This is a genomic window from Vibrio floridensis (assembly GCF_021852965.1).
GTDB classification, from domain to species: domain Bacteria; phylum Pseudomonadota; class Gammaproteobacteria; order Enterobacterales; family Vibrionaceae; genus Vibrio; species Vibrio floridensis.
The window spans coordinates 1-20389 of record NZ_JAKGCY010000016.1 but is presented as its reverse complement, the minus strand read 5'-3'; the positions used below and the strand labels follow the sequence as shown (position 1 = coordinate 20389).

Annotated in this window: 21 protein-coding genes and 1 tRNA gene; 9 read left to right on the top strand and 13 right to left on the bottom strand. The window is 47.7% G+C overall.

The annotated features are described in order from the left end of the window. Positions 1-24: 24 nt before the first annotated feature. Positions 25-591 (top strand): elongation factor P, encoded by a 567-nt coding sequence (gene efp / locus LZU85_RS17965; RefSeq protein ID WP_176298286.1) that lies wholly within the window; start codon positions 25-27, stop codon positions 589-591. A gap of 258 nt (positions 592-849) precedes the next feature. Beyond that, positions 850-1437: a hypothetical protein gene (locus LZU85_RS17960; RefSeq protein WP_237288017.1), complete on the top strand. Its 588-nt coding sequence runs from the start codon at positions 850-852 to the stop codon at positions 1435-1437. A gap of 83 nt (positions 1438-1520) precedes the next feature. On the opposite strand, the gene frdD is transcribed toward LZU85_RS17960, so the two are convergent. From frdD to frdA, 4 genes are read right to left on the bottom strand one after another with little or no spacing between them, the layout of a single operon-like run. Further along, positions 1521-1898 carry a fumarate reductase subunit FrdD gene (gene frdD, locus LZU85_RS17955; protein WP_011151344.1) on the bottom strand — a complete coding sequence of 126 codons (378 nt, stop codon included), beginning with the start codon at positions 1896-1898 and terminating at the stop codon, positions 1521-1523. Between the two features lie 12 nt (positions 1899-1910). Then, the gene (gene frdC, locus LZU85_RS17950; RefSeq protein ID WP_011079252.1) at positions 1911-2294 is read right to left on the bottom strand and encodes a fumarate reductase subunit FrdC; all 384 of its coding nucleotides are present in this window, start codon (positions 2292-2294) and stop codon (positions 1911-1913) included. A gap of 2 nt (positions 2295-2296) precedes the next feature. Continuing rightward, positions 2297-3055, bottom strand: a complete 759-nt coding sequence (locus tag LZU85_RS17945) for a succinate dehydrogenase/fumarate reductase iron-sulfur subunit (RefSeq protein ID WP_011079253.1) — start codon at positions 3053-3055, stop codon at positions 2297-2299. Then, positions 3055-4872 carry a fumarate reductase (quinol) flavoprotein subunit gene (gene frdA, locus LZU85_RS17940; protein ID WP_011151343.1) on the bottom strand — a complete coding sequence of 606 codons (1818 nt, stop codon included), beginning with the start codon at positions 4870-4872 and terminating at the stop codon, positions 3055-3057. Before frdA ends, LZU85_RS17945 begins: the two co-directional genes overlap by 1 nt. A gap of 404 nt (positions 4873-5276) precedes the next feature. Here frdA and epmA point away from each other — a divergent pair, with 404 nt between their 5' ends. The 4 genes from epmA to LZU85_RS17920 all read left to right on the top strand — a co-directional run bounded on the left by epmA (position 5277) and on the right by LZU85_RS17920 (position 8484). Further along, a complete protein-coding gene (epmA, locus tag LZU85_RS17935) occupies positions 5277-6248 on the top strand; it encodes an elongation factor P--(R)-beta-lysine ligase (protein WP_237288015.1) in 972 nt (323 codons plus the stop codon). A gap of 8 nt (positions 6249-6256) precedes the next feature. Next, the gene (locus LZU85_RS17930; RefSeq protein WP_176298283.1) at positions 6257-6625 is read left to right on the top strand and encodes a VanZ family protein; all 369 of its coding nucleotides are present in this window, start codon (positions 6257-6259) and stop codon (positions 6623-6625) included. Positions 6626-6746: 121 nt separating this feature from the next. Continuing rightward, entirely contained in the window at positions 6747-7382 is a 636-nt protein-coding gene (locus LZU85_RS17925; protein WP_176298282.1) for a TetR/AcrR family transcriptional regulator, read from the top strand. A gap of 148 nt (positions 7383-7530) precedes the next feature. Then, complete coding sequence (locus LZU85_RS17920) at positions 7531-8484, top strand: DHH family phosphoesterase (protein WP_176298281.1); 954 nt, start codon at positions 7531-7533, stop codon at positions 8482-8484. A 52-nt stretch (positions 8485-8536) separates the two neighbouring features. Here the strand turns inward: LZU85_RS17920 and LZU85_RS17915 are convergent, their stop codons facing one another. The 5 genes from LZU85_RS17915 to LZU85_RS17895 all read right to left on the bottom strand — a co-directional run bounded on the left by LZU85_RS17915 (position 8537) and on the right by LZU85_RS17895 (position 12887). Continuing rightward, positions 8537-9700, bottom strand: a complete 1164-nt coding sequence (locus LZU85_RS17915) for a murein hydrolase activator EnvC family protein (protein WP_176298280.1) — start codon at positions 9698-9700, stop codon at positions 8537-8539. A gap of 21 nt (positions 9701-9721) precedes the next feature. After that, complete coding sequence (cysE, locus tag LZU85_RS17910) at positions 9722-10543, bottom strand: serine O-acetyltransferase (RefSeq protein ID WP_130394372.1); 822 nt, start codon at positions 10541-10543, stop codon at positions 9722-9724. Between the two features lie 39 nt (positions 10544-10582). Continuing rightward, positions 10583-11620, bottom strand: coding sequence for an NAD(P)H-dependent glycerol-3-phosphate dehydrogenase (gene gpsA / locus LZU85_RS17905; RefSeq protein WP_176298279.1), 1038 nt, complete (start codon positions 11618-11620; stop codon positions 10583-10585). A 184-nt stretch (positions 11621-11804) separates the two neighbouring features. Beyond that, positions 11805-12272 carry a protein-export chaperone SecB gene (gene secB / locus LZU85_RS17900; RefSeq protein WP_011079263.1) on the bottom strand — a complete coding sequence of 156 codons (468 nt, stop codon included), beginning with the start codon at positions 12270-12272 and terminating at the stop codon, positions 11805-11807. Between the two features lie 180 nt (positions 12273-12452). Continuing rightward, positions 12453-12887: a rhodanese-like domain-containing protein gene (locus tag LZU85_RS17895; RefSeq protein ID WP_176298278.1), complete on the bottom strand. Its 435-nt coding sequence runs from the start codon at positions 12885-12887 to the stop codon at positions 12453-12455. A 413-nt stretch (positions 12888-13300) separates the two neighbouring features. Here LZU85_RS17895 and gpmM point away from each other — a divergent pair, with 413 nt between their 5' ends. Next, positions 13301-14833, top strand: coding sequence for a 2,3-bisphosphoglycerate-independent phosphoglycerate mutase (gene gpmM / locus LZU85_RS17890; RefSeq protein WP_080538796.1), 1533 nt, complete (start codon positions 13301-13303; stop codon positions 14831-14833). A 56-nt stretch (positions 14834-14889) separates the two neighbouring features. Here the strand turns inward: gpmM and LZU85_RS17885 are convergent, their stop codons facing one another. The 4 genes from LZU85_RS17885 to rsgA form a co-directional block, all read right to left on the bottom strand. Beyond that, on the bottom strand, positions 14890-15777 hold the full coding sequence (locus LZU85_RS17885; protein WP_103199867.1) for a DMT family transporter: 888 nt from the start codon (positions 15775-15777) through the stop codon (positions 14890-14892). A 103-nt stretch (positions 15778-15880) separates the two neighbouring features. Next, positions 15881-17296 (bottom strand): SLC13 family permease, encoded by a 1416-nt coding sequence (locus LZU85_RS17880; protein ID WP_237288013.1) that lies wholly within the window; start codon positions 17294-17296, stop codon positions 15881-15883. A 160-nt stretch (positions 17297-17456) separates the two neighbouring features. Next, complete coding sequence (asd, locus tag LZU85_RS17875) at positions 17457-18314, bottom strand: archaetidylserine decarboxylase (RefSeq protein ID WP_237288011.1); 858 nt, start codon at positions 18312-18314, stop codon at positions 17457-17459. 108 nt (positions 18315-18422) lie between these two features. Beyond that, complete coding sequence (rsgA, locus tag LZU85_RS17870; protein WP_176298274.1) at positions 18423-19481, bottom strand: small ribosomal subunit biogenesis GTPase RsgA; 1059 nt, start codon at positions 19479-19481, stop codon at positions 18423-18425. 131 nt (positions 19482-19612) lie between these two features. Between rsgA and orn the strand changes: the two genes are divergently transcribed. Then, a complete protein-coding gene (gene orn, locus LZU85_RS17865) occupies positions 19613-20158 on the top strand; it encodes an oligoribonuclease (protein ID WP_176298273.1) in 546 nt (181 codons plus the stop codon). A 156-nt stretch (positions 20159-20314) separates the two neighbouring features. After that, a tRNA-Gly gene (locus LZU85_RS17860) sits at positions 20315-20387 on the top strand. The last annotated feature ends 2 nt before the right edge of the window (positions 20388-20389 follow it).

The window sequence follows — 20389 nt, the reverse complement described above, 5'->3', positions numbered from 1 at the left end:
GCTCTAAGAATGTAAGAGGACAAAATGGCTACAGTTAGCACGAATGAATTTAAAGGCGGCCTAAAACTCATGATTGATAGCGAGCCTTGCGTTATCTTGGAAAATGAGTACGTAAAACCAGGTAAAGGCCAAGCGTTTAACCGCGTTAAAATTCGTAAACTTCTTTCTGGTAAAGTGCTAGAGAAAACATTCAAGTCTGGTGACACTTGTGAAGTGGCAGACGTAATGGATATCGACCTAGATTATCTATATTCAGACGGCGAATTCTACCACTTTATGAACAACCAAACATTTGAACAGATTGCGGCAGATGCAAAAGCGATTGGTGACAACGTGAAGTGGTTAGTTGAAAACAACACCTGTATGTTGACGCTGTGGAACGGCAACCCGATTGCAGTGACTCCACCAAACTTCGTTGAGTTAGAAGTGATTGAAACTGATCCAGGTCTAAAGGGTGATACTCAGGGTACAGGTGGTAAGCCTGCAACACTATCAACAGGTGCTGTTGTTCGTGTTCCGCTGTTTATCCAAATCGGTGAAGTGATCAAAGTGGACACTCGCAGCGCAGAATATGTGGGTCGCGTGAAGTAATATCAGCCCGATAGTTTCTAAAAAAGGTCGCCTTGGCGGCCTTTTTTTATTGTTGATTATCGTTTGTTGTTCGACTGTTGTTAGGAGGATTTGCCTATTGTCTTTTTTGTTGGGAGATCAACAGCATATGCCGTCTTTTTACATTTGCTAACAATGAGGGATGGATTACGCCATTTAGTCTCAAAAGTGATACACCTCCTTTGCTAGTATTCACCACCTTTATGGAACCAATGTCACATTTATAAGACGGATGACGTTATGACGATGAAACCACTCTCTTTACTCGCCATTATTGCGAGTTCACTCAGCCTTTCAGTACAAGCTGAATCCAATACTGCTGATGCATTTTCAGTAAGTTATAATCAACCCGATAGCGGTTTATGCCAGTTTAGCGAAGATCTTGGAGCGACCACCTTCGATGTGCGCTCAGGCAAGCTTTGGGCTTGTAGTGAAATGGGGTGGGTATATTTTGAATCGGTTAGTCCATTGAAGTGTGATGGTTTGCGCACAGAAGAAGAGTTAGCAAACTACAAAGCATGGAAAAAAGGCAGCTATCGCAGTGGCGCGTTAGTGGCGCACAACGGCCAACTGTACAAAGCAAGAAGTTGGACCAACGGCGAACCGGGCAAGGCAGAAGAGTGGGAATTAGAAGGCATCTATCCCAAGGGGCCTTCACGTTGGAGTTCGGTAGAGCAGTACCATTCAGGTAGCCAAGTGGTTTATATGGGGCATGTTTACCAATCGTCTAGCTGGTCGAAAAACACCAACCCAGCGAAAGAAGCGTACAAATCGGGCTGGAAAAAATGGAAGTACGTTGGTCCATTTGAGTGCCCGAACGCACAATAAAATAACGAGTAGCTCATCAAAGGCTGCGACTCATTAAAAAAAGCTGGCGACAAGCCAGCTTTTTCTTTTTCAGTGCGCCATGCTTACAGCATGAAAATGAACACCACCGCCAATGCTGAAATCAATCCAGCAATCGCGTAACAGGCAATTTTGCCGACCACGCCAGTGTGGAATTTGAGATCATGCATGCCGTGGTGAACACGGTGCATCGCATGCCACATTGGTAAGGCCAGTGTCGCGATGATAAACAATGCGCCGATGATGCTGGTGGCAAAGCTCACCACTCGGTCGTAACTCAGTGCTTCTGCATTGATCACGCCCATTGGCACGAGAATACCCAGCACCAAAACAGTAACTGGTGTGATCATGGCAAACCAAGTACCACCTGCACCAAACAAGCTCCACCAAACTGGCTCATCAGAACGTTTTGGCGCTCTATCTACGTTGTAATTCGGTTTCATCGTTAAAGCTCCTTACACCACGATAAGTACGATCAGTGAGATAAATGCCACCGCCGCCCACTGAGCGAGCACGATGATTTTCTTATCAACAGGTTTGCCCTTCAAACGAATTGGCATGACCTGAGGCATCATACTGAAGAAGGTGTGAGCATGCAGTAGGCTGCCGAGTAAGGCGACGATGTTAATCGCGATCACCACTGGGTTTGCCATAAAGTTCAACCACGTTTGCCAAGCTTCTGGCCCTTTCACCAGAGAACCCAAACCGACAGTCAGGAACAAGGTGAAGAGAATCAATGGCAGCACAGTGGCTTCACGTAGCATGTAGAAGCGGTAGAATGGGTGATCTTTCCACCAAGTGCGTTTTACTTCACGAACGTAAGGTTTACGATTGCTCATTCTTATGCCTCCACTTTCTTTGGTGAACCATCAGGTTTCAGCATTGCAATGACGAAGTCCATTGATGACTCGACTTTGCCTTGGTTAACCGCGGCAGCAGGATCAACATTCTTCGGACAAACTTCAGAACAGTAGCCAACAAACGTACAGCCCCACGCACCGTTTTCACCATTGATCAGCTTCATACGCTCTGCTTTACCATTGTCACGGCTATCTAGGTTGTAGCGGTGTGCCAAAGTCAGTGCTGCTGGACCAATGAACTCTGGGTTCAAACCGAACTGTGGACACGCTGCGTAGCAAAGACCACAGTTAATACAACCCGCGAACTGCTTGTATTTTGCCAGCTGTTCAGGGGTTTGTAGGTTAGTACCATCTTCTGGTTTGCGGTCGTTGCCAATGATGTAAGGTTTGATCGCTTCTAGGCGCTCGATGAACGGCGTCATATCGACAATCAAATCTTTCTCGATTGGGAAGTTTGCTAATGGCTCGATTTTCACGCCGTCTGGGTAGTCGCGCAGGAAGCTCTTACACGCCAGTTTTGGCACGCCGTTGACCATGATGCCGCACGAGCCACAAATCGCCATACGACAAGACCAACGGTAAGAGAGGTTTTTGTCGAGATGATCTTTGACGTAGCCCAGAGCATCAAGTACCGACATGGTTTCATCAAACGGGACTTCGAAAGCCTGAAAACGAGGTTCTGCGTCTGTTGCTGGGTCGTAACGCAGAATGTCTACTTTTTGAATGCGGTTTGCCGACATTATGCTTGCTCCTCTGCGTTTTTCTCTGCGGCCTTAGCGGCTTCTTCAGCGGCAGCTTTCTCTGCTGCTTCACCATACAAACGTGCTTTAGGCTGAGACTTAGTGATGGTCACGTCGCTGTAACTGATGTTTGGTGCTTGATCTTCTTGGAAGAAAGCCAAAGAGTGCTTGAGGAAGTTCACGTCATCACGGTCGGTACAGCCGTCGTCAAGACGTTGGTGAGCACCACGAGATTCTTTACGTAGAATCGCGGAGTGAACCATTGCTTCCGCCACTTCTAGGCCGTAACCCACTTCGATTGCGTAGAGAAGGTCGGTGTTGAACACTTTGCCTTTATCTTTGATGCTGATGCGCTTGTAACGCGCTTTAAGCTCTGTGATCTTATCGATCGTGGCTTGCATCAAATCTTCTTGGCGGTAGATACCACAGCCCGCTTCCATGGTGTGACCCATTTCCGTGCGGATATCTGCCCAGTTTTCATCGCCTTCTTGGTTCATTAGCGCTGCGATACGCTCTTCAACCGCTTTCACTTGTGCAGCGATAGACGCTTCGTTCCAGCCTTTGAATTCGGCCGCGCGTTTCACCGCTTGCTCACCCGCAACGCGGCCAAACACCACAAATTCTGCTAGTGAGTTCGAACCAAGGCGGTTTGCACCGTGCAGGCCAACAGAAGCACATTCACCCACCGCGAACAGGCCTTTAATGCGTGTTTCACACTGTTTGTCCGTTTCAATACCACCCATGGTGTAGTGAACGGTTGGACGAATTGGAATCGGCTCTTTTGCTGGGTCAACGTTGACATACGCTTTGGCGAGTTCACAAATGAACGGTAGACGCTCTTGCAGATACTCTTCGCCTAGGTGGCGCAAGTCTAGGTGTACCACGTCACCGAGTGGGTGCTTGATGGTGTTGCCTTTCTGCTGCTCATGCCAGAATGCTTGAGAAACTTTGTCACGTGGACCAAGTTCCATGTATTTGTTCTTCGGCTGGCCAACCGGTGTTTCTGGGCCCATGCCGTAATCTTGCAGGTAACGATAGCCGTTTTTGTTAACAATGATACCACCTTCACCACGACAACCTTCGGTCATCAGGATACCAGTGCCTGGTAGGCCCGTTGGGTGGTATTGCACGAACTCCATATCACGTAGAGGAACGCCGTGACGGTAAGCCATGGCCATACCATCGCCCGTTACGATACCGCCGTTGGTGTTGCAGTGGTAAACACGACCAGCACCACCTGTGGCAAGCACCACGGATTTTGCTTTGATGGTGACCAACTCACCTTCTGCCATATGGATGGCGATCAGGCCTTGAACTTCACCTTCATCAACAAGCAGATCCACCACAAAGTACTCATCAAAGCGTTTGATGTTTGAGTACTTCATCGAAGTTTGGAATAGGGTGTGTAGCATGTGGAAGCCAGTTTTGTCTGCCGCAAACCACGTACGCTCAACTTTCATACCGCCAAAGCGACGAACGTTGACTTCGCCATTCTCCTTACGGCTCCATGGGCAACCCCATTGCTCCATTTGGATCATTTCGCGCGTCGCGTTTTCAACAAAGTATTCAACAACATCCTGTTCACAAAGCCAGTCACCACCACCAACGGTATCGTTGAAGTGATTGTCTAGGCTATCCTCATCCTTGATAACTGCTGCTGAGCCACCCTCTGCTGCGACCGTATGGGAACGCATTGGGTAAACCTTAGAAATTAAGGCTACTTCCAGATCCGGGTTTGCTTCAGCCGCTGCAATAGCAGTACGAAGACCAGCGCCGCCTGCGCCGATGACTGCGATATCTGTGATGATAGTTTGCACAGTTATCCTCCAGTGTGTGAGTGCGGAAATCCGCTTGTTATTGTGAGATAGGGGCGTAGGCAAACGCATACTCCCCAAAAGTAGTAGTGACAGTGTAGAAGAGCTTTGTGATAGAAAAATTGATGTATTTAGGTTTTTGCTTCGGAAATGCAAATATGAGCATAGAATTTATAGGTTATGTGATAACTGTCACGGCAGCTTGTCTTGAGGATTCAACTGCTTGAGCGGCAAGGTGTTAATTGGATGTTGCCGATGATTTTTATCATCAATAATCGCAACCAATTTGTTGCTGTTTTTAGCTTGTACAACGTTGTTTTTGTGCTCAATGGCGCTTGAGAAGTTACTTGCAAAGGCTGAAGAAGGTGGTAAGTTCCACCGCATAGTTATTGAGTTGAGAGTCAAAAATGCAAGCCGATTGGAAACCGACCGCATCAATCGAACAACTGCGTCAACGCGCCGTTTTGATTGCCAATATCCGTCAATTTTTTGCCCAGAGAGGGGTGTTGGAAGTGGATACGCCAGCGATGAGCCACGCCACGGTTACCGATATCCATCTGCATACGTTTCAAACCGAGTTTGTGGGGCCCGGTTATGCTCAAGGTCGCCACCTTCACTTGATGACCAGCCCAGAATTCCATATGAAGCGCTTATTGGCGGCTGGAAGTGGCTGTATCTACCAAATGGCCAAGGCATTTCGTAATGAAGAGAATGGCCGTCACCACAATCCTGAGTTCACCATGCTGGAGTGGTATCGCGTTGGCTTTGATCATCACCAACTGATGGATGAAATGGATGATTTACTGCAACTGACACTCAAGTGTGGCGCTGCTGAACGCATGACGTATCAGCAAGCGTTTCTCACTGTGCTGGGTGTTTGTCCGCTAGAAGGCTCCATGGCGGAGCTGAAAATCGTCGCAGCAAGGTTAGGCTTGAGTGATATCGCAGAACCAGAAGAGGATCGCGATACCTTGCTACAACTGCTCTTTAGCATCGGTGTGGAAGCAAAAATTGGTCAGCAGGTGCCAGCATTTGTTTACGATTTTCCTGCCTCTCAAGCGGCATTGGCGAAGATTAACCCGAATGATCCTCGTGTTGCAGATCGTTTTGAGGTGTACTTTAAAGGCATCGAGCTAGCCAATGGTTTCCACGAGCTCGACAACCCACAAGAGCAGCTGAGACGATTTGAGCAAGACAACGCGAAGCGTGTTGAAATGGAGCTTACTCCACAACCGATTGATTATCATCTGATTGCGGCATTGGAATCGGGCTTACCGGCTTGCGCGGGAGTGGCATTAGGGGTTGATCGCTTGATTATGTTGGCGCTTGGCTGTACTCACATCGATGAGATCACTGCTTTTCCTTTTCCTATTGCGTGAGAGTCGCTATGAAAAAACGGTATTTGTTGCTTATATATGCGGCCTTAATCGCATTTTTGTCATTGCGTTCTTCGAGTGGATTACAAAATTGGGGCGATATACCGCACTTAGATAAGCTGCAGCATTTTATGGCGTACAGCTGTTTCTCGCTGCTCGCAGCTGTCAGTGTAAGGCATTGGTGGCAACGTGGTGTGGCTGCTTTAGCCATTTTGCTCTTCAGCGGAGCGATTGAGTTGGCACAAGCTTACGTCGGCAGGGAAAGCTCGTGGTTTGATCTGTTAGCGAACTTATCTGGGATTATACTAGGCTTACTAACGTATAAGCTCTATTGCGTTTATCGATCTCGAAATGTGAAATCGATATACTCCAATAACTAGGTCGTTTTTCTTCTTTTCCTAATATACGCTTTCCAAACGAAAGATCACCGATTGGGAAGGAAAGATAGATGCGCCAAGAGAGCAAGTTTTATCTTTCTAAGAAAGGGATTACACCACAATAATGAAAACACGTGAGAAGATCGTGCATGCTGCCCTTGAGCTGTTTAATCAGCATGGCGAGCGCAGCATCACCACTAACCATATTGCTGATCATATTGATATTAGCCCAGGTAACCTTTACTACCACTTTCGCAACAAACAAGAGATTGTGCGCGAAATTTTTGCGTTGTATGCGCAAGAACTGATTGAGCGCTTTACTCCAGTTCAAGAAAACCAAGAAAGTTTGGTGTTGTTGAAGCGCTATCTTGATTCGATTTTTACCTTGATGTGGAAGTACCGTTTTTTCTACGCCAATTTGCCAGAAATCCTCTCTCGTGATGAAGAGTTACATCAACAATACATTGAAGTTCAAGATAAGTTACAAGCTAACCTAGTGGCGATCATGCGCGAGTTTGTTGCCCTTCAGCTGCTCAAGTTAAATGAAGATGAACTTAAATCCTTAGTGCGAACTTTACACCTGATTGCTTGCAGTTGGTTGGCGTATCAGTCGGCGATGTCGCCGAAAGTGTCGATCACAGAACAGATGGTGCAACAAGGCATGTTGCAAATGATTGCGGTGGTGAAGCCGATTGCCACAGAGCAAGGTATGGAGCAGTTACTGCTGCTTGAAGATGGTGTGCGCGCGTTGCACGGTTGATCACTTCACTTCACTTCACTTCACTTGTAATAGCGCTGTATTTGATATGACCATAAAGCATGACTCATCACTTTATGGTCGTTGACTTCTTTGCCTCACATCGGAAAATACTCCACGTATAATCAATCAGATATGGACATCTTTCCCGATGAATTACGACATTTTCAATGGTGATGCCGATGGCATTATCGCGTTATTGCAACTTAGGCTGGCACAACCTAGGCAGGCAGCTTTAGTCACGGGGGTAAAACGCGATATCAAGCTGGTGGAAAAAGTCGCTGCACAAGCGGGCGATCATTTGACGATCCTCGATATTTCAATGGAGAAAAACATCGCTGGAGTGCAAGCCGCCTTAGCGGCTGGGGCGCAGCTCTTTTACGCCGATCATCACAAAGCGGGAGAGATTCCAACTCACCCCCATCTAGATGCACATATCGATTTGGATGCCAACATTTGCACGGCGTTGATTGTGGATAAGCTGTTGGACGGACGTTTTCATCACTGGGCGATCACTGCCGCGTATGGCGATAACTTGATCGCGCGTGCTGATGAGCTCGCCATCAAAGCGGGTTTGAATGAACAACAGAGAGCACAATTGTGCGAGTTGGGCACGTTAATCAATTACAACGGTTATGGCGAGAAGTTGGCAGATTTGCATTTTGACCCCGCAGAGCTGTTTTTGAGCTTGCTCGCTTACTCATCGCCTTTTGATGTGATTGCCGATGCCAGTTCGCCTTACCATCGATTAAAACAAGCCTATGAGCAAGATTTACACGCAGCGCAAGCTGTGTTACCAAAGTATCAAAGTGACAAGTTGGCTTTGATAGAGCTGCCAGATACACCAGCGTCGCGCCGAATCAGCGGAGTGTTTGGCAATTTGTTGGCGAATCAGACGCCAGTGCGAGCTCATGCGGTTCTGACGCGCAATCAAGATGACTCTTACACTGTCTCTCTACGTGCTCCGTTAACCAATAAACAAGGGGCGGGTGATATTTGCAGCTCGTTTGCCACGGGTGGGGGGCGAGCAGCAGCAGCAGGCATTAATGCCTTAACCGCAGAAGAGTTGCCCCGTTTTATCGAGTTGGTGGAAAGCTATTACTAGGTCGTTGCTTATTGAAGGGGTAGGGAAAAAGCATCCATCGCTAAACAGCCAGTTAGCGAGTCAGCCAATTTCTTGGGTTTTGTGCTTCACTGTTGCGGCGAATTTCGAAATAGAGTGACGCTCGATCTTGCCCGCCCGTGTCGCCAGCAAGGGCGATCACTTCGCCAGCCGTCACTTTATCGCCTTCTTTTTTCAACAACGCCTGGTTGTAACCATACAAGGTCATGTCACCTTTGCCGTGGTCTATCAGTACGACAAGACCATAGCCACGCAAATACTCGGCAAACACAACGGTGCCAGAATAGACGGATTTCACTTGCTGACCATAGCGCGCTGAGATCACCATACCTTTCCAATTGACTTGTCCTGTCTGCTTGGTGCCAAAGTGATGAAGAACAGAGCCTTGTAACGGCCAAGGGAGTTTACCCGCTTGCTTGGCTAAGCCATCCATTGGTATAGCATTGCGTTTGGCTGCTTTGGCAATCTCGGCTTTGAGTCGAGTTTCATTACGCTGAAGCTCGGCAAGATAGTTCTTATCACTAGAAATGCTTTGTTTGATGGTATTCAGTGTTTTCTTACGTTGGCTCTGTGTTTTCGCCAACTGCTCGCGCTTTGCCGATTGCTCCTTGAGCATTGCTTCTATTTGGTTCTGTTCGTTAAGTCGTTGCTGTTTACTCTGTTCTAACTGTTGTTTAGTCTCTTCCAGTTCTTGGATGGTCTCAGCTCTCGCTTTCGCGAGGTGTTGGAAATATTGGCTGATGCGATCTTCTTCAACACCTTGCTGCAATAACGACGCGGAAGCGGTGGCTCTTTGCGTCACATAATAGGTCTGAATGAGGGTTTCTAGACGTTTTGTTTGCGCTTTTTGCTGCCCTTCTAGCTCCATCACTTTTCGTTCAAGTTGGCTGACGTTTGCTTTAGCGGTAGCGAGAGATTGTCTGGTCTGTTGGATCTCTTTTTCGAGCTGCGCAATAGTGGTTTCTTGGCTACGCAAGGATTTTTGTAAATCGTCAAGTTGTTTTTCTTGGCTTGAGAGAGACTTCTGCTGGCGGGAGATTTCGTTCTTCACACCTTGAAGCTCATTGGGATTCGTGGCTAAGACTGAAAAACTAAGTGAAGTCAAAAGAACGCAGATGGAAAGGAAAAAAAAGCCTGATCTGTTGGTTTTCTGTTTTGCCACGTACGTTCTTTCCTGAGCTATCAATGAAATCAGCATTGCGCTTGTTATGGCGCGCTGTTAGATGCCGTCACCGTCAATGAAGTTAGGGTATTTCCCGTTAAAGCCTTGATCCATATCGAGGGAAGGTTTATCGGATTGTGGTCTGCCTACAACTCGTGCGGGTACACCTGCGACGGTAGTATGCGGTGGAACCGGTTGAAGTACAACGGAGCAGGAGCCAATTTTTGCGCCTTCTCCAACTTCGATATTGCCAAGGATTTTTGCCCCAGCACCGATCATCACCCCCTCGCGGATTTTAGGATGTCGGTCGCCGCACTCTTTACCAGTACCACCTAACGTCACGTCTTGCAGGATGGATACATCATTTTCTACAACAGCGGTTTCCCCGATCACGATCCCTGTTGCGTGATCCAGCATGATGCCTTTGCCGATACGAGCGGCAGGGTGAATATCCACTTGGCATGCTACAGAAATTTGATTTTGCAGATAGGTCGCCAGCGCGTAGCGGCCTTGTTTCCACAACCAGTTTGCAACGCGATAGCCTTGCAAGGCATGGTAACCCTTTAGGTAAAGTAGTGGGATAGAATACATAGAAACAGCCGGGTCACGATTCACCGTCGCACAGATATCGCAGGCGGCAGAATCGGTGATGTTGGGATCGGCGGCAAAAGCTTCTTCCACCACTTCACGCACTGCCATCGCGGGCATGGAGGCCGTGTTCAGCTTATTGGCTAAAATATAGCTCAATGCAGCACACAAGCTTTCATGCTTGATGATGGTGGCGTGATAAAAACTGGCAAGCATCGGCTCTTGCTCCGATAGCTCACGGGCTTCTTTGACAATGCTCTGCCAGACTTTTTGTTTTTCACAGTGTTTCATGGCGTATTCTCACTACTTTGGAATGGGGCCAAAGTGTCCTTATTTTCCTTCGGATTTCTTATCGCGAGCCAGCAGATCTTGCGCTGCCAGGCGCGCATCCTTTCCTTGATATAATACTTGATAGATTTGGTCAACAATAGGCATCTCAACGCTCATACGTTGTGCCAGCATCCACACCTCTTTGGTGTTGCGGTAGCCTTCGACCACTTGGCCAATATCCGCTTGCGCCGTATCGACGTCTTTTCCTTGCCCAAGTGCAAGACCAAAGCGGCGGTTACGTGATTGGTTGTCGGTACAGGTCAGCACCAGATCGCCCAAACCTGCCATGCCCATAAAGGTTTCTGGTTGTGCTCCAAGCGCGGCGCCCAAACGACACATTTCCGCCAAACCACGCGTGATTAATGCGGTACGAGCATTGGCACCGAAGCCAATTCCGTCAGACATCCCTGCACCAATGGCGATGACGTTTTTCACTGCGCCGCCGAGTTGCATGCCAGTAAAATCGCTATTGGCATAAACACGGAAGGTTTTACTGCAATGGATTTTTTCTTGTAGATCTGCGACAAACTGCGCGTCAGGTGAGGCAACCGAAATGGCGGTTGGCATGCCTGCAGCCAGCTCTTTGGCAAAGGTTGGGCCTGACAACACTGCCAACGAGTAGTGTTCACCCAGTACATCAAACGCGACGTCTTTTAGAAGGCGACCGGTTTCAGGTTCGAGGCCTTTGGTGGCCCAGCAGATACGAGAATCATCACGCAGATAGGGTTTTAAGCTATTGAGCACAATACCAAACACATGGCTTGGTACGACAACCAACAGATCTCGGCTCGCTTGCACGGCTTTTGCTAAATCGGATTCAACAATCAGGCTGGGTGGAAACTCAATACCTGGCAAAAATTCGTGGTTGGCGCGATCCGCTTCGAGCTTAGCCATATGCTCTGGTTCATGCCCCCAAAGGACAACGTTGGCACCGTTACGTGAAAGCGAGATAGCTAATGATGTGCCGTACGAACCTGCGCCGATCACTGTCATTGAAATCTCTTTGCCGTAGGCGTTATTAACCAGTGTTTGAGTCATGCGTTTACCTGATGGTTAGTTTCATGATGATTGGGCAGAGTATACCCTCATTAAAGCGCGCTTGGGTAATGCTTCGCTCTGCTCGATCCAATAAAAAATGCACATAACATCGTGTTTTCGGATGCATGTGCATTTCTTTTAATGCCTTTCACTGTGGCCAGTGAAAGCTTAATTCCATTCGGAATTAAGCTTGTTCTGCACCTTGTTGTGCAGCTTGCTGTTGTAGGTAGTTCATGAACAGTGCGTCAAAGTTCACTGGCGCTAGGTTCAGTTGAGGGAACGTACCTTTCACCACTAGGCTTGAAATAGTTTCACGCGCATATGGGAATAGGATGTTTGGACAGAATGCACCTAAACAATGAGCCAATTGACCTGCTTCCATTTTCTCTGCTGTGAAGATACCACCTTGTTGGACTTCACATAGGAATGCCGTTTCTTCTGCGTTTTTCACGGTGACCGTCAAGCGTAGAATGACTTCGTAAACCCCTTCACCTAGCTCACGGCTTTGCGTATCCAGATCCAGTTTCACATCTGGGTTCCACTCTTTTTGGAACATAACTGGTGAGTTTGGTGCTTCAAATGACACGTCTTTTAGGAAGATGCGTTGGATAGCAAAGTGTTGTTGGGTATCTTGTGGTGCTGCTTCAGCCATTTTTAAATCCTTCAATATTCGTTAAATCAGACCTGATGTTTCAAGCCTTGAATGTGTCTGCCCTGAGACTAACCGAGCCATTCATCAATGACCAGATCAACCCGTCATTCCGTGCCAAGTGTCACACCTTGTTGGTTCAACTGCTTTGATAATAACCACATTGATGACGGGATGGTGGGATTAACGCTTGCTACGTACCAGAGGTAAGTTTGCTTCGCTCCACGAAATCAGGCCGTTTTTCAATACGCTGACGTTTTCAAAACCCGCTTTCGCCAACAGGTTAGCGCTTTCTTGCGCGGTTTGGCCTGTTTTGCATACTACGATGATTGGGTCTGATTTACGGTTTTCAAGACCACCGAAACTGCCAGCTTTGATATCCGATGGCAAAATGTGAACTGCGTCGGTGATATGGCCTTTTTTGAACTCGTCTTTAGCACGGATATCGATGACTTGGCCGTTCTCACGGTTTACCAATGCGGTAAGTTCGTTGACAGTAATGATCTTGTACGCGGCGGTGGCCGATTTCACGAAGCTCATTATCACGGCGATCACTAGGCCAACCCAAGCCAAAAACATGATCATATTTTGCTGAATAAAGTCGGTGTACTCTTGCATCTTAGTTGCTCTCGAACCATAAGCGGAAAAATAAAGTGGCAAGGAGTATAGCGAGGTTATTGGCGAGAGGCGAGTGCGTTAAAACTTTCTAACCAATAAATGGGATCTTATCTTGCTCGTGTTCGATTGAACTATCAGAGTGATTGGTGATATCAACTTTATAAAAAGGTGTGAGTGGTGGATTATCATGACAATGAAATCTTTCTGCCCAAGCGAAACTATAATTGGTGGTTGGTTAAGCGCTTTTTTCTTTATTGCCTGTAAGAATACAACGGGGGTTCGCCAACATAATTTGATCTTACCCTACAGTTTTGCTTAAAAAGTGTAGTAAAATTACGCTAGTTTTGTTTCAAGGCAAACAGGGAATGAGCCCTAAGCGCCGAAAGTTACTGAAATTTGACGAGGTCATCACTATGTCTGCTAAGAAGCCTTTGGCTCTAGTTATCCTTGACGGTTACGGTTACCGTGAAGACACAGCAAGCAACGCAATTGCAAACGCAAAAAAACCAGTTATGGATGCGTTGATTGCAAATCACCCAAATACACTTATCTCTGCCTCTGGCATGGATGTCGGTCTGCCTGACGGCCAAATGGGTAACTCTGAAGTGGGTCACACCAACATTGGCGCAGGTCGCGTGGTTTACCAAGATCTCACTCGTATCACGAAATCAATCCTAGATGGTGAATTCCAGCAAACGGCAGCGCTTGTTGAAGCGATTGATACTGCAGTGAAAGCGGAAAAAGCGGTTCACATCATGGGTCTGATGTCTCCTGGTGGTGTTCACTCACACGAAGACCACATTCTTGCTGCGGTAGAAATGGCAGCAGAGCGTGGCGCTGAGAAGATTTACCTACACTGCTTCCTTGATGGTCGTGATACACCACCACGCAGTGCAGAGGGTTCTCTACAACGATTCCAAGATCTGTTCGCTAAGCTAGGTAAAGGCCGCGTGGCATCTTTGGTGGGTCGTTACTACGCCATGGACCGTGATAACAACTGGGATCGCGTTCAAGTGGCTTACGATCTTCTTACTCAAGCGAAGGCAGACTTCACTTATGACTCAGCTGTAGCAGGTCTTGCTGCCGCGTATGAGCGTGGTGAAAACGATGAGTTCGTTAAAGCGACAGAAATCAAAGCGGAAGGTCAAGAAAGTGCCGCAATGCAAGATGGCGATGCGGTGATCTTCATGAACTACCGTGCAGACCGTGCACGTCAAATCACCCGTACCTTCGTGGCTGATTTCGCTGGCTTTGAACGTGCAGTATTCCCAGCAGTGAACTTTGTGATGCTGACTCAATACGCAGCAGACATTCCTCTTGCTATCGCATTCCCACCTGCATCGCTAGAAAACACCTACGGTGAGTGGTTGTCTAAGCAGGGTCAAACGCAGCTACGTATTTCTGAAACTGAGAAATACGCACACGTGACCTTCTTCTTCAACGGTGGTGTGGAAACGGAATTTGCAGGCGAAGAGCGTCAGCTTGTCGCTTCTCCTAAAGTGGCGACTTACGACCTTCAACCAGAAATGAGTTCAACTGAGCTGACTGAGAAAATGGTTGCGGCGATTAAGTCTGGTAAGTACGACACCATTATCTGTAACTACCCGAATGCGGACATGGTTGGTCACACTGGTGTTTATGAAGCTGCAGAAAAAGCGATTGAAGCGCTGGATGCAAGCGTTGGCCAAGTGGTTGAAGCGATCAAAGAAGTGGGTGGTCAGCTATTGATCACAGCAGACCACGGTAACGCAGAAATGATGGTTGACCCAGAAACCGGCGGTATCCACACAGCTCACACTAGCCTACCAGTACCACTTATCTACGTCGGTGACAAAGCGGTTGAGTTCAAGGAAGGCGGTAAACTGTCTGACTTAGCACCAACCATGCTGTCTCTAGCGGGTCTAGAGATTCCAGCAGAGATGACTGGCCAAGTATTGGTTAAGTAAGCCTAAACGGCTAAATGAAAGCCCGAGCATGACTCGGGCTTTTTTGTCTCTGTGCGTCACTGAACTAAGATGGCTGTCCCCGCCACCGCGACGAAGGCACCAAGCCACGCGTAACGATTGGGGCGTTGTTTGGTGTAGAACCACAGTATCGGCAACAGCATGATTGGGGTTGTCGAGGAGAGTAAGGCGACCATCCCGACATTCCCATCGCGCAAAGCGTACAGGATCAACGTCATACCAACCGCCATGGCGAGAAAGCCGTTAATCGCGGTAATGGTAAAGATGCGCCCATTCATTTTTTGTGTTGCCCGAGAAATTTTTGCGCCAGTGGCTCGTAGGAGGCAATGTGCCACAAAGGCGCTGATCATACGGATAGCGGATGCTGCGACAGGATCGATGTCAGTCTGCATCACTGGTTTGGCAATAATTCCCCCTAGCGCTTGGCACAAAGCCGCCAGTAACCCCAAGGCGATGCCGATCCAAGCGGCACCTTTGACGGTTTCCAATGCATTCTGACTTTGTCCACGTCGGCCAAAAAAGATCGCCAGAACGACGCCGGAAAATACCAGCAGCGATCCGAGTAGCTCCATTGACGTCATGCTTTCGCTAAATAGGAAGTAACCGAGAATGGCGGAAAAGACGGCATGGCAAGAGAAGAGCAAGCCCGCTTGGCGAGGCCCCATGCGATTTAAGCAAGCAAACAGCGCGGTATCGCCAATAAAGATGCCAATTAAGCCTGAAAACATCATGGGCGTGATGTGTTCTGCCATGACACTCGACCAGCCTCCGGTAAACAGAGCCATACTGGAGAGCATGACCGCCGTGCATCCCATTCGCCAACGACTGTAAGCAAACGACCCCAAATGCTGAGCCGGCGTGACCGAAAGTAAACTGGCGATCGCCCACAGTAGTGCTGCGGCCAGTGCAAGCCATTCAAATCCCATTGATTGTGTGATCCCTAATTGAAGAGACCGACAATATGCCTCAAGTTATCATCTTGGCAAAGCACAGACGTGACTTTCTCCGCTTTGTCGTCGTGCTTTCTCATTAACCGAGAATCAAAACGGCCCCGTAGACGATGGCTAAACCAATCACACCGATCAGCAAGCCCACTTTTGCCATGTCTTTGCTCTCGATTAAGCCGGTAGAGTAGGCGAGCGAGTTGGGAGGCGTTGATACAGGAAGAATCATCCCGAGCGAGGCTGAGAATGCCACTACCACCAGCAAGCCTTGTAAGCCTCCGACGGCTTCTAAACTGCTCATTGAGGTACCGATGGCGGCCGCGATTGGCATCAACAAGTTGGCGGTCGCGGTATTGGACATAAAGTTCGCCATAAGCCAGCACACCAAAGAGAGAGAAACCACAATCGCAAATGGTGAGAGGGCTTCATAATTGATTGCATGCGCTAAGGCTTTCGCCAGCCCTGTTTTTTCCAGCCCGATACCAATGGCAATCCCCCCCGCGACCAGCCAAAGCACATCCCAGTTGATCAGCTTGAGTTCTTCTTTGCCCATAATGCCCGTCAATGTAAACACTGCCAGCGGAATGATGGCCACCACATAGGTATTCATGCCGTGTAATTGCGTGGTCATCCATAGCAAAATCGTGGCGGCAAACGTGACATACACCACCACGGCACGCCAGCTTTTCTTGAACTTGCCGTCTAACTTCAGCGTCATTTTTGCTTCGCTAGAAGGGAAAAGTTTCTGCAATAAAAACCAAGCAATGGTCAACTGGACCAGAACAAAGGGTAAACCCATTGCCATCCAACTGAGAAAGTCGATGCTGTTTTCTCCAGTTAAATATTGCAATGCAATGGCGTTGGGCGGGGTACCAATTGGAGTCGCGATGCCGCCGGTGTTTGCTGCAATTGGGATGCACAACACCAGTGCTTTTATGCCCAAATCGCCTTTTGGCGCGGAGGCCACAATTGGCCCTAATAACGCCAGCATCATGACCGTAGTCGCGGTATTGGACATAAACATTGAAAACACTGCGGTAATCAGCATCAAACCCAACATAATAAACTTGGGTTGCTGGCCAAAAGGCTTGAGCAATACCCGTGCGAGGTTGTTATCTAATTCGTATTTTGAAGCAGCAATGGCGAGCGCAAATCCGCCCATGAAAAGAATGATGATGGGCGAGGAAAACGCAGAAAAAATGTCGGTATAACCAATCAACTCACCGAGGTCGTGTCCGGTAGGAGGGGTACGAAACAGGTGTAATCCTTTATCAGAAATCATGATCAGCTCGAGGGCGATGATCAGAATTGAAGTGGCAAACACTGGCACGGGCTCTAAAACCCAAAGTAAGGCTGCAAGTAGAAAGATGGCCAGTAGGCGATGTTGAATGAGCGTCAGATCATCGATAGGAATCGCATCGATGGGCATTAACAAAATGCCGATAGGGAGCGCAAAACAAACCAGCAGCTTCCATACCACAGTCATGTTCAATTTCTGCATTCATCACACCTCAGGATTTCACGTGAAAACTTAGGTTAATTCATTGTGCAAAGAACATCTTAGAGGCGGGTTGAAGTTTCTGAATTCCGTTGATTTTTTATGAAGAGTTTTGTTTTTCGTCAAGAAAAAGCCCCAACGGTTGTTGGGGCTAAAAATAAACTTATTGCTGGTGGGCGTATGGGGTACCCATCACCGTTGGTTGGCCATTGGCCATCGACTCATCAAAACGAATTGCATCTTTGGCAAAAAGGTTAATGACGGTTGAACCGAGCTTGAAGCGACCCATTTCTTCGCCTTTCTTCAAGATAACCGAATGGTTACCAGAGGCTGGGTAATCCCATTTGTATACCGTATTGCCACGAGGTGGAGTAATGGTACCCGCCCATACTTGTTCAATACTGCCAACAATGGTCGCACCAACAAGCACTTGAGCCATAGGGCCAAACTCAGTATCAAAGATACACACCACGCGCTCATTACGAGCAAATAGGTTGGGCACATTCTCTGCTGTCAGCGGATTCACCGAGAAAAGATCACCAGGAACGTAAATCATTTGGCGTAGAGTACCATCGCATGGCATGTGTACACGGTGGTAATCACGAGGTGATAGATACAAGGTCGCGAAGCTACCGTCTTTAAATTCTTCAGCAAGAGCAGCGTCACCGCCTAACAGCTCTTGAGCGGAGAAGTCATGCCCTTTCGCTTGAATCAATTGGCCGTTGGTAATAGGACCGAACTGGCTGACACAAGCATCCGCTGGGTGGGTAATGATCGCATCACCTTCAGCAATTGGACGTGCGCCTTCTTTTAGCTCACGCACAAAGAACTCATTGAACGTCTTGTAATGTTTGGGATCGGCGTGTTTCGCTTCGTCCATATTGACGTTGTACTGTTTGATAAACCAGCGAATGATCGCTGTGGTCAGGCCGCCAGCTTTGGCAGAAGCCAATTTACCCACTAGGCGAGTTAAGCCATGTTGTGGGATCCAGTACTGCAGTCCAACTTTAATCTTATCCATTGTAAATACCGATGATGTCTGATTGATTCTTGTTTCGGGCGCGTGATGTTACTGAAATTTATTCTGTTTGTCAGTAATCAGTGACGAAAACTTACACAACAATATGCGTTATAAGTCCGCTTTCTTATTGCGCGAATATTGGCGATTGGCTTTGTTCTCCGCCATGCTTTCAATAATGCGATGGTAATTATCGTAGCGTACTTCGCTGATCTCACCATTTTCTACAGCCTCACGAATGATACAGCCTGGATCATCCGCGTGCTTGCAATCTCGGAACTTGCAGCCGCCCAAGTAAGGACGAAACTCAAGATAGGCTTTGGTGATTTCTTCTGGCTCCAAGTGCCAGAGTCCAAACTCACGAACTCCTGGAGAATCGATCAAGTTACCACCTGACGGAATGTGATAGAGGCGTGCTGCTGTTGTCGTATGTTGGCCCAAACCGGATAGCTCGGAGATTTCCCCTTCTTCAATATCCAGTTCAGGAATGAGCGCATTCACCAAGCTAGACTTACCCACGCCTGATTGTCCGACGAAGATATTGATACGATCTTGCAATTGCGCTTCGAGCTCGGCAATGCCAGCGCCAGAGCGTTTGCTCACATAAAGGATTTTGTAGCCAATTTTCTCATAGTCGGCCAACCACTCACGATACGTGGCGAGATCAGCTTCTTGCAACAAATCGATTTTGTTTAATACCAACAGCGGCTCGATACCAAGGGTCTCTGCCGCAATCAAGTAGCGATCAATGATATTGAGTGACAACTCTGGCAGCACCGATGAGACAATGACCATTTGATCAATATTGGCCGCAACGGGTTTTAAACCATCGTAATAGTCAGGTCGAGTTAACACTGAAGTCCGCGGTTCTACAGCTTCAACCACGCCTGAAATTCCGGCCATTGACTCTAAGCCTTTGCGCCAAATGACCTTGTCGCCAGACACCAGTGATTCGATACCACGGCGAAGGTTGCAACGTTCAATAAGCCCTGTCTCCGAATCTTCAATATCGGCATGTTGACCGAAACGTGTGATCACTAGCCCTCTACGGCTATCACCCAACATTGCTTCATCCCATTGAATGGTGTCGGCTTGTTTTTTCAAACGTTTTTGTTGGTTGTCGCGCACTCGACGCACTTGACCTTGAGTTAACTTCTTCTTTTTTGCCACGATATCTACTTAATCTGTTCGCTGATAACGAGCTAAGTATGACGACTTTCGCTACATTATCGAAGTATCTTGTTATCACTATTTTGAGGTATAGTACCTCTTTTAGCAGCAAACAAATAGGCAACTCATCTATGTCCTTTAGCGATCAGAACTTAATTTGGATCGATCTTGAGATGACAGGCTTGGATCCTGACGTTCATAAAATTATTGAAATAGCGTCTATCGTCACCGATAGCGAGCTAAACATTTTAGCCGAAGGACCGGTACTTGCGATTCATCAGTCAGAAGAGGAACTCGCAAAAATGGATGAGTGGTGTACCAATACACACACAGGTAGTGGTCTCGTAGAACGAGTGCGTAGTAGTCAAATTACTGAGCAAGAGGCGGTTGAACAAACCATCGCTTTCTTAGAAAAGTGGGTACCTAAAGGAGTATCGCCAATCTGTGGTAACAGCATTGGGCAAGATCGTCGTTTTTTGTACCGTCATATGCCTGAGCTTGAGGGCTACTTTCACTACCGTTATATCGACGTCAGTACTTTGAAAGAGTTGGCCAGAAGATGGAATCCAGAAGTATTGAAAGGTTTTTCTAAGCAGGGAACTCACCTCGCACTCGACGATATTCGTGAATCTATTGCAGAACTCAAGTTCTATCGCCAAACCATTTTTAAGATTTAGCTTTGATTTCATGCGTCAGGGCGATGAATTTTTGGCTGCTTTGTGCGCTTTTTCATCGAACGAGAAAAATTTAAAGATTTTTTCAACGAAGGACTTGCATCACAAAAAAATGCTCTTATAATTCGCAGCCCTGAACGACGTAAAACGTTGTTGATTGCGACACTAGCTCAGTTGGTAGAGCGCAACCTTGCCAAGGTTGAGGTCACGAGTTCGAACCTCGTGTGTCGCTCC

Bases quoted from the DNA above. Each gene is read 5' to 3' on its own strand.
- efp (WP_176298286.1), top strand. From the start codon at position 25: ATGGCTACAGTTAGCACGAATGAATTTAAAGGCGGCCTAAAACTCATG.
- LZU85_RS17960 (WP_237288017.1), top strand. From the start codon at position 850: ATGACGATGAAACCACTCTCTTTACTCGCCATTATTGCGAGTTCACTC.
- frdD (WP_011151344.1), bottom strand. From the start codon at position 1,898: ATGAAACCGAATTACAACGTAGATAGAGCGCCAAAACGTTCTGATGAG.
- frdC (WP_011079252.1), bottom strand. From the start codon at position 2,294: ATGAGCAATCGTAAACCTTACGTTCGTGAAGTAAAACGCACTTGGTGG.
- LZU85_RS17945 (WP_011079253.1), bottom strand. From the start codon at position 3,055: ATGTCGGCAAACCGCATTCAAAAAGTAGACATTCTGCGTTACGACCCA.
- epmA (WP_237288015.1), top strand. From the start codon at position 5,277: ATGCAAGCCGATTGGAAACCGACCGCATCAATCGAACAACTGCGTCAA.
- LZU85_RS17930 (WP_176298283.1), top strand. From the start codon at position 6,257: ATGAAAAAACGGTATTTGTTGCTTATATATGCGGCCTTAATCGCATTT.
- LZU85_RS17925 (WP_176298282.1), top strand. From the start codon at position 6,747: ATGAAAACACGTGAGAAGATCGTGCATGCTGCCCTTGAGCTGTTTAAT.
- LZU85_RS17920 (WP_176298281.1), top strand. From the start codon at position 7,531: ATGAATTACGACATTTTCAATGGTGATGCCGATGGCATTATCGCGTTA.
- LZU85_RS17915 (WP_176298280.1), bottom strand. From the start codon at position 9,700: ATGCTGATTTCATTGATAGCTCAGGAAAGAACGTACGTGGCAAAACAG.
- cysE (WP_130394372.1), bottom strand. From the start codon at position 10,543: ATGAAACACTGTGAAAAACAAAAAGTCTGGCAGAGCATTGTCAAAGAA.
- gpsA (WP_176298279.1), bottom strand. From the start codon at position 11,620: ATGACTCAAACACTGGTTAATAACGCCTACGGCAAAGAGATTTCAATG.
- secB (WP_011079263.1), bottom strand. From the start codon at position 12,272: ATGGCTGAAGCAGCACCACAAGATACCCAACAACACTTTGCTATCCAA.
- LZU85_RS17895 (WP_176298278.1), bottom strand. From the start codon at position 12,887: ATGCAAGAGTACACCGACTTTATTCAGCAAAATATGATCATGTTTTTG.
- gpmM (WP_080538796.1), top strand. From the start codon at position 13,301: ATGTCTGCTAAGAAGCCTTTGGCTCTAGTTATCCTTGACGGTTACGGT.
- LZU85_RS17885 (WP_103199867.1), bottom strand. From the start codon at position 15,777: ATGGGATTTGAATGGCTTGCACTGGCCGCAGCACTACTGTGGGCGATC.
- LZU85_RS17880 (WP_237288013.1), bottom strand. From the start codon at position 17,296: ATGCAGAAATTGAACATGACTGTGGTATGGAAGCTGCTGGTTTGTTTT.
- asd (WP_237288011.1), bottom strand. From the start codon at position 18,314: ATGGATAAGATTAAAGTTGGACTGCAGTACTGGATCCCACAACATGGC.
- orn (WP_176298273.1), top strand. From the start codon at position 19,613: ATGTCCTTTAGCGATCAGAACTTAATTTGGATCGATCTTGAGATGACA.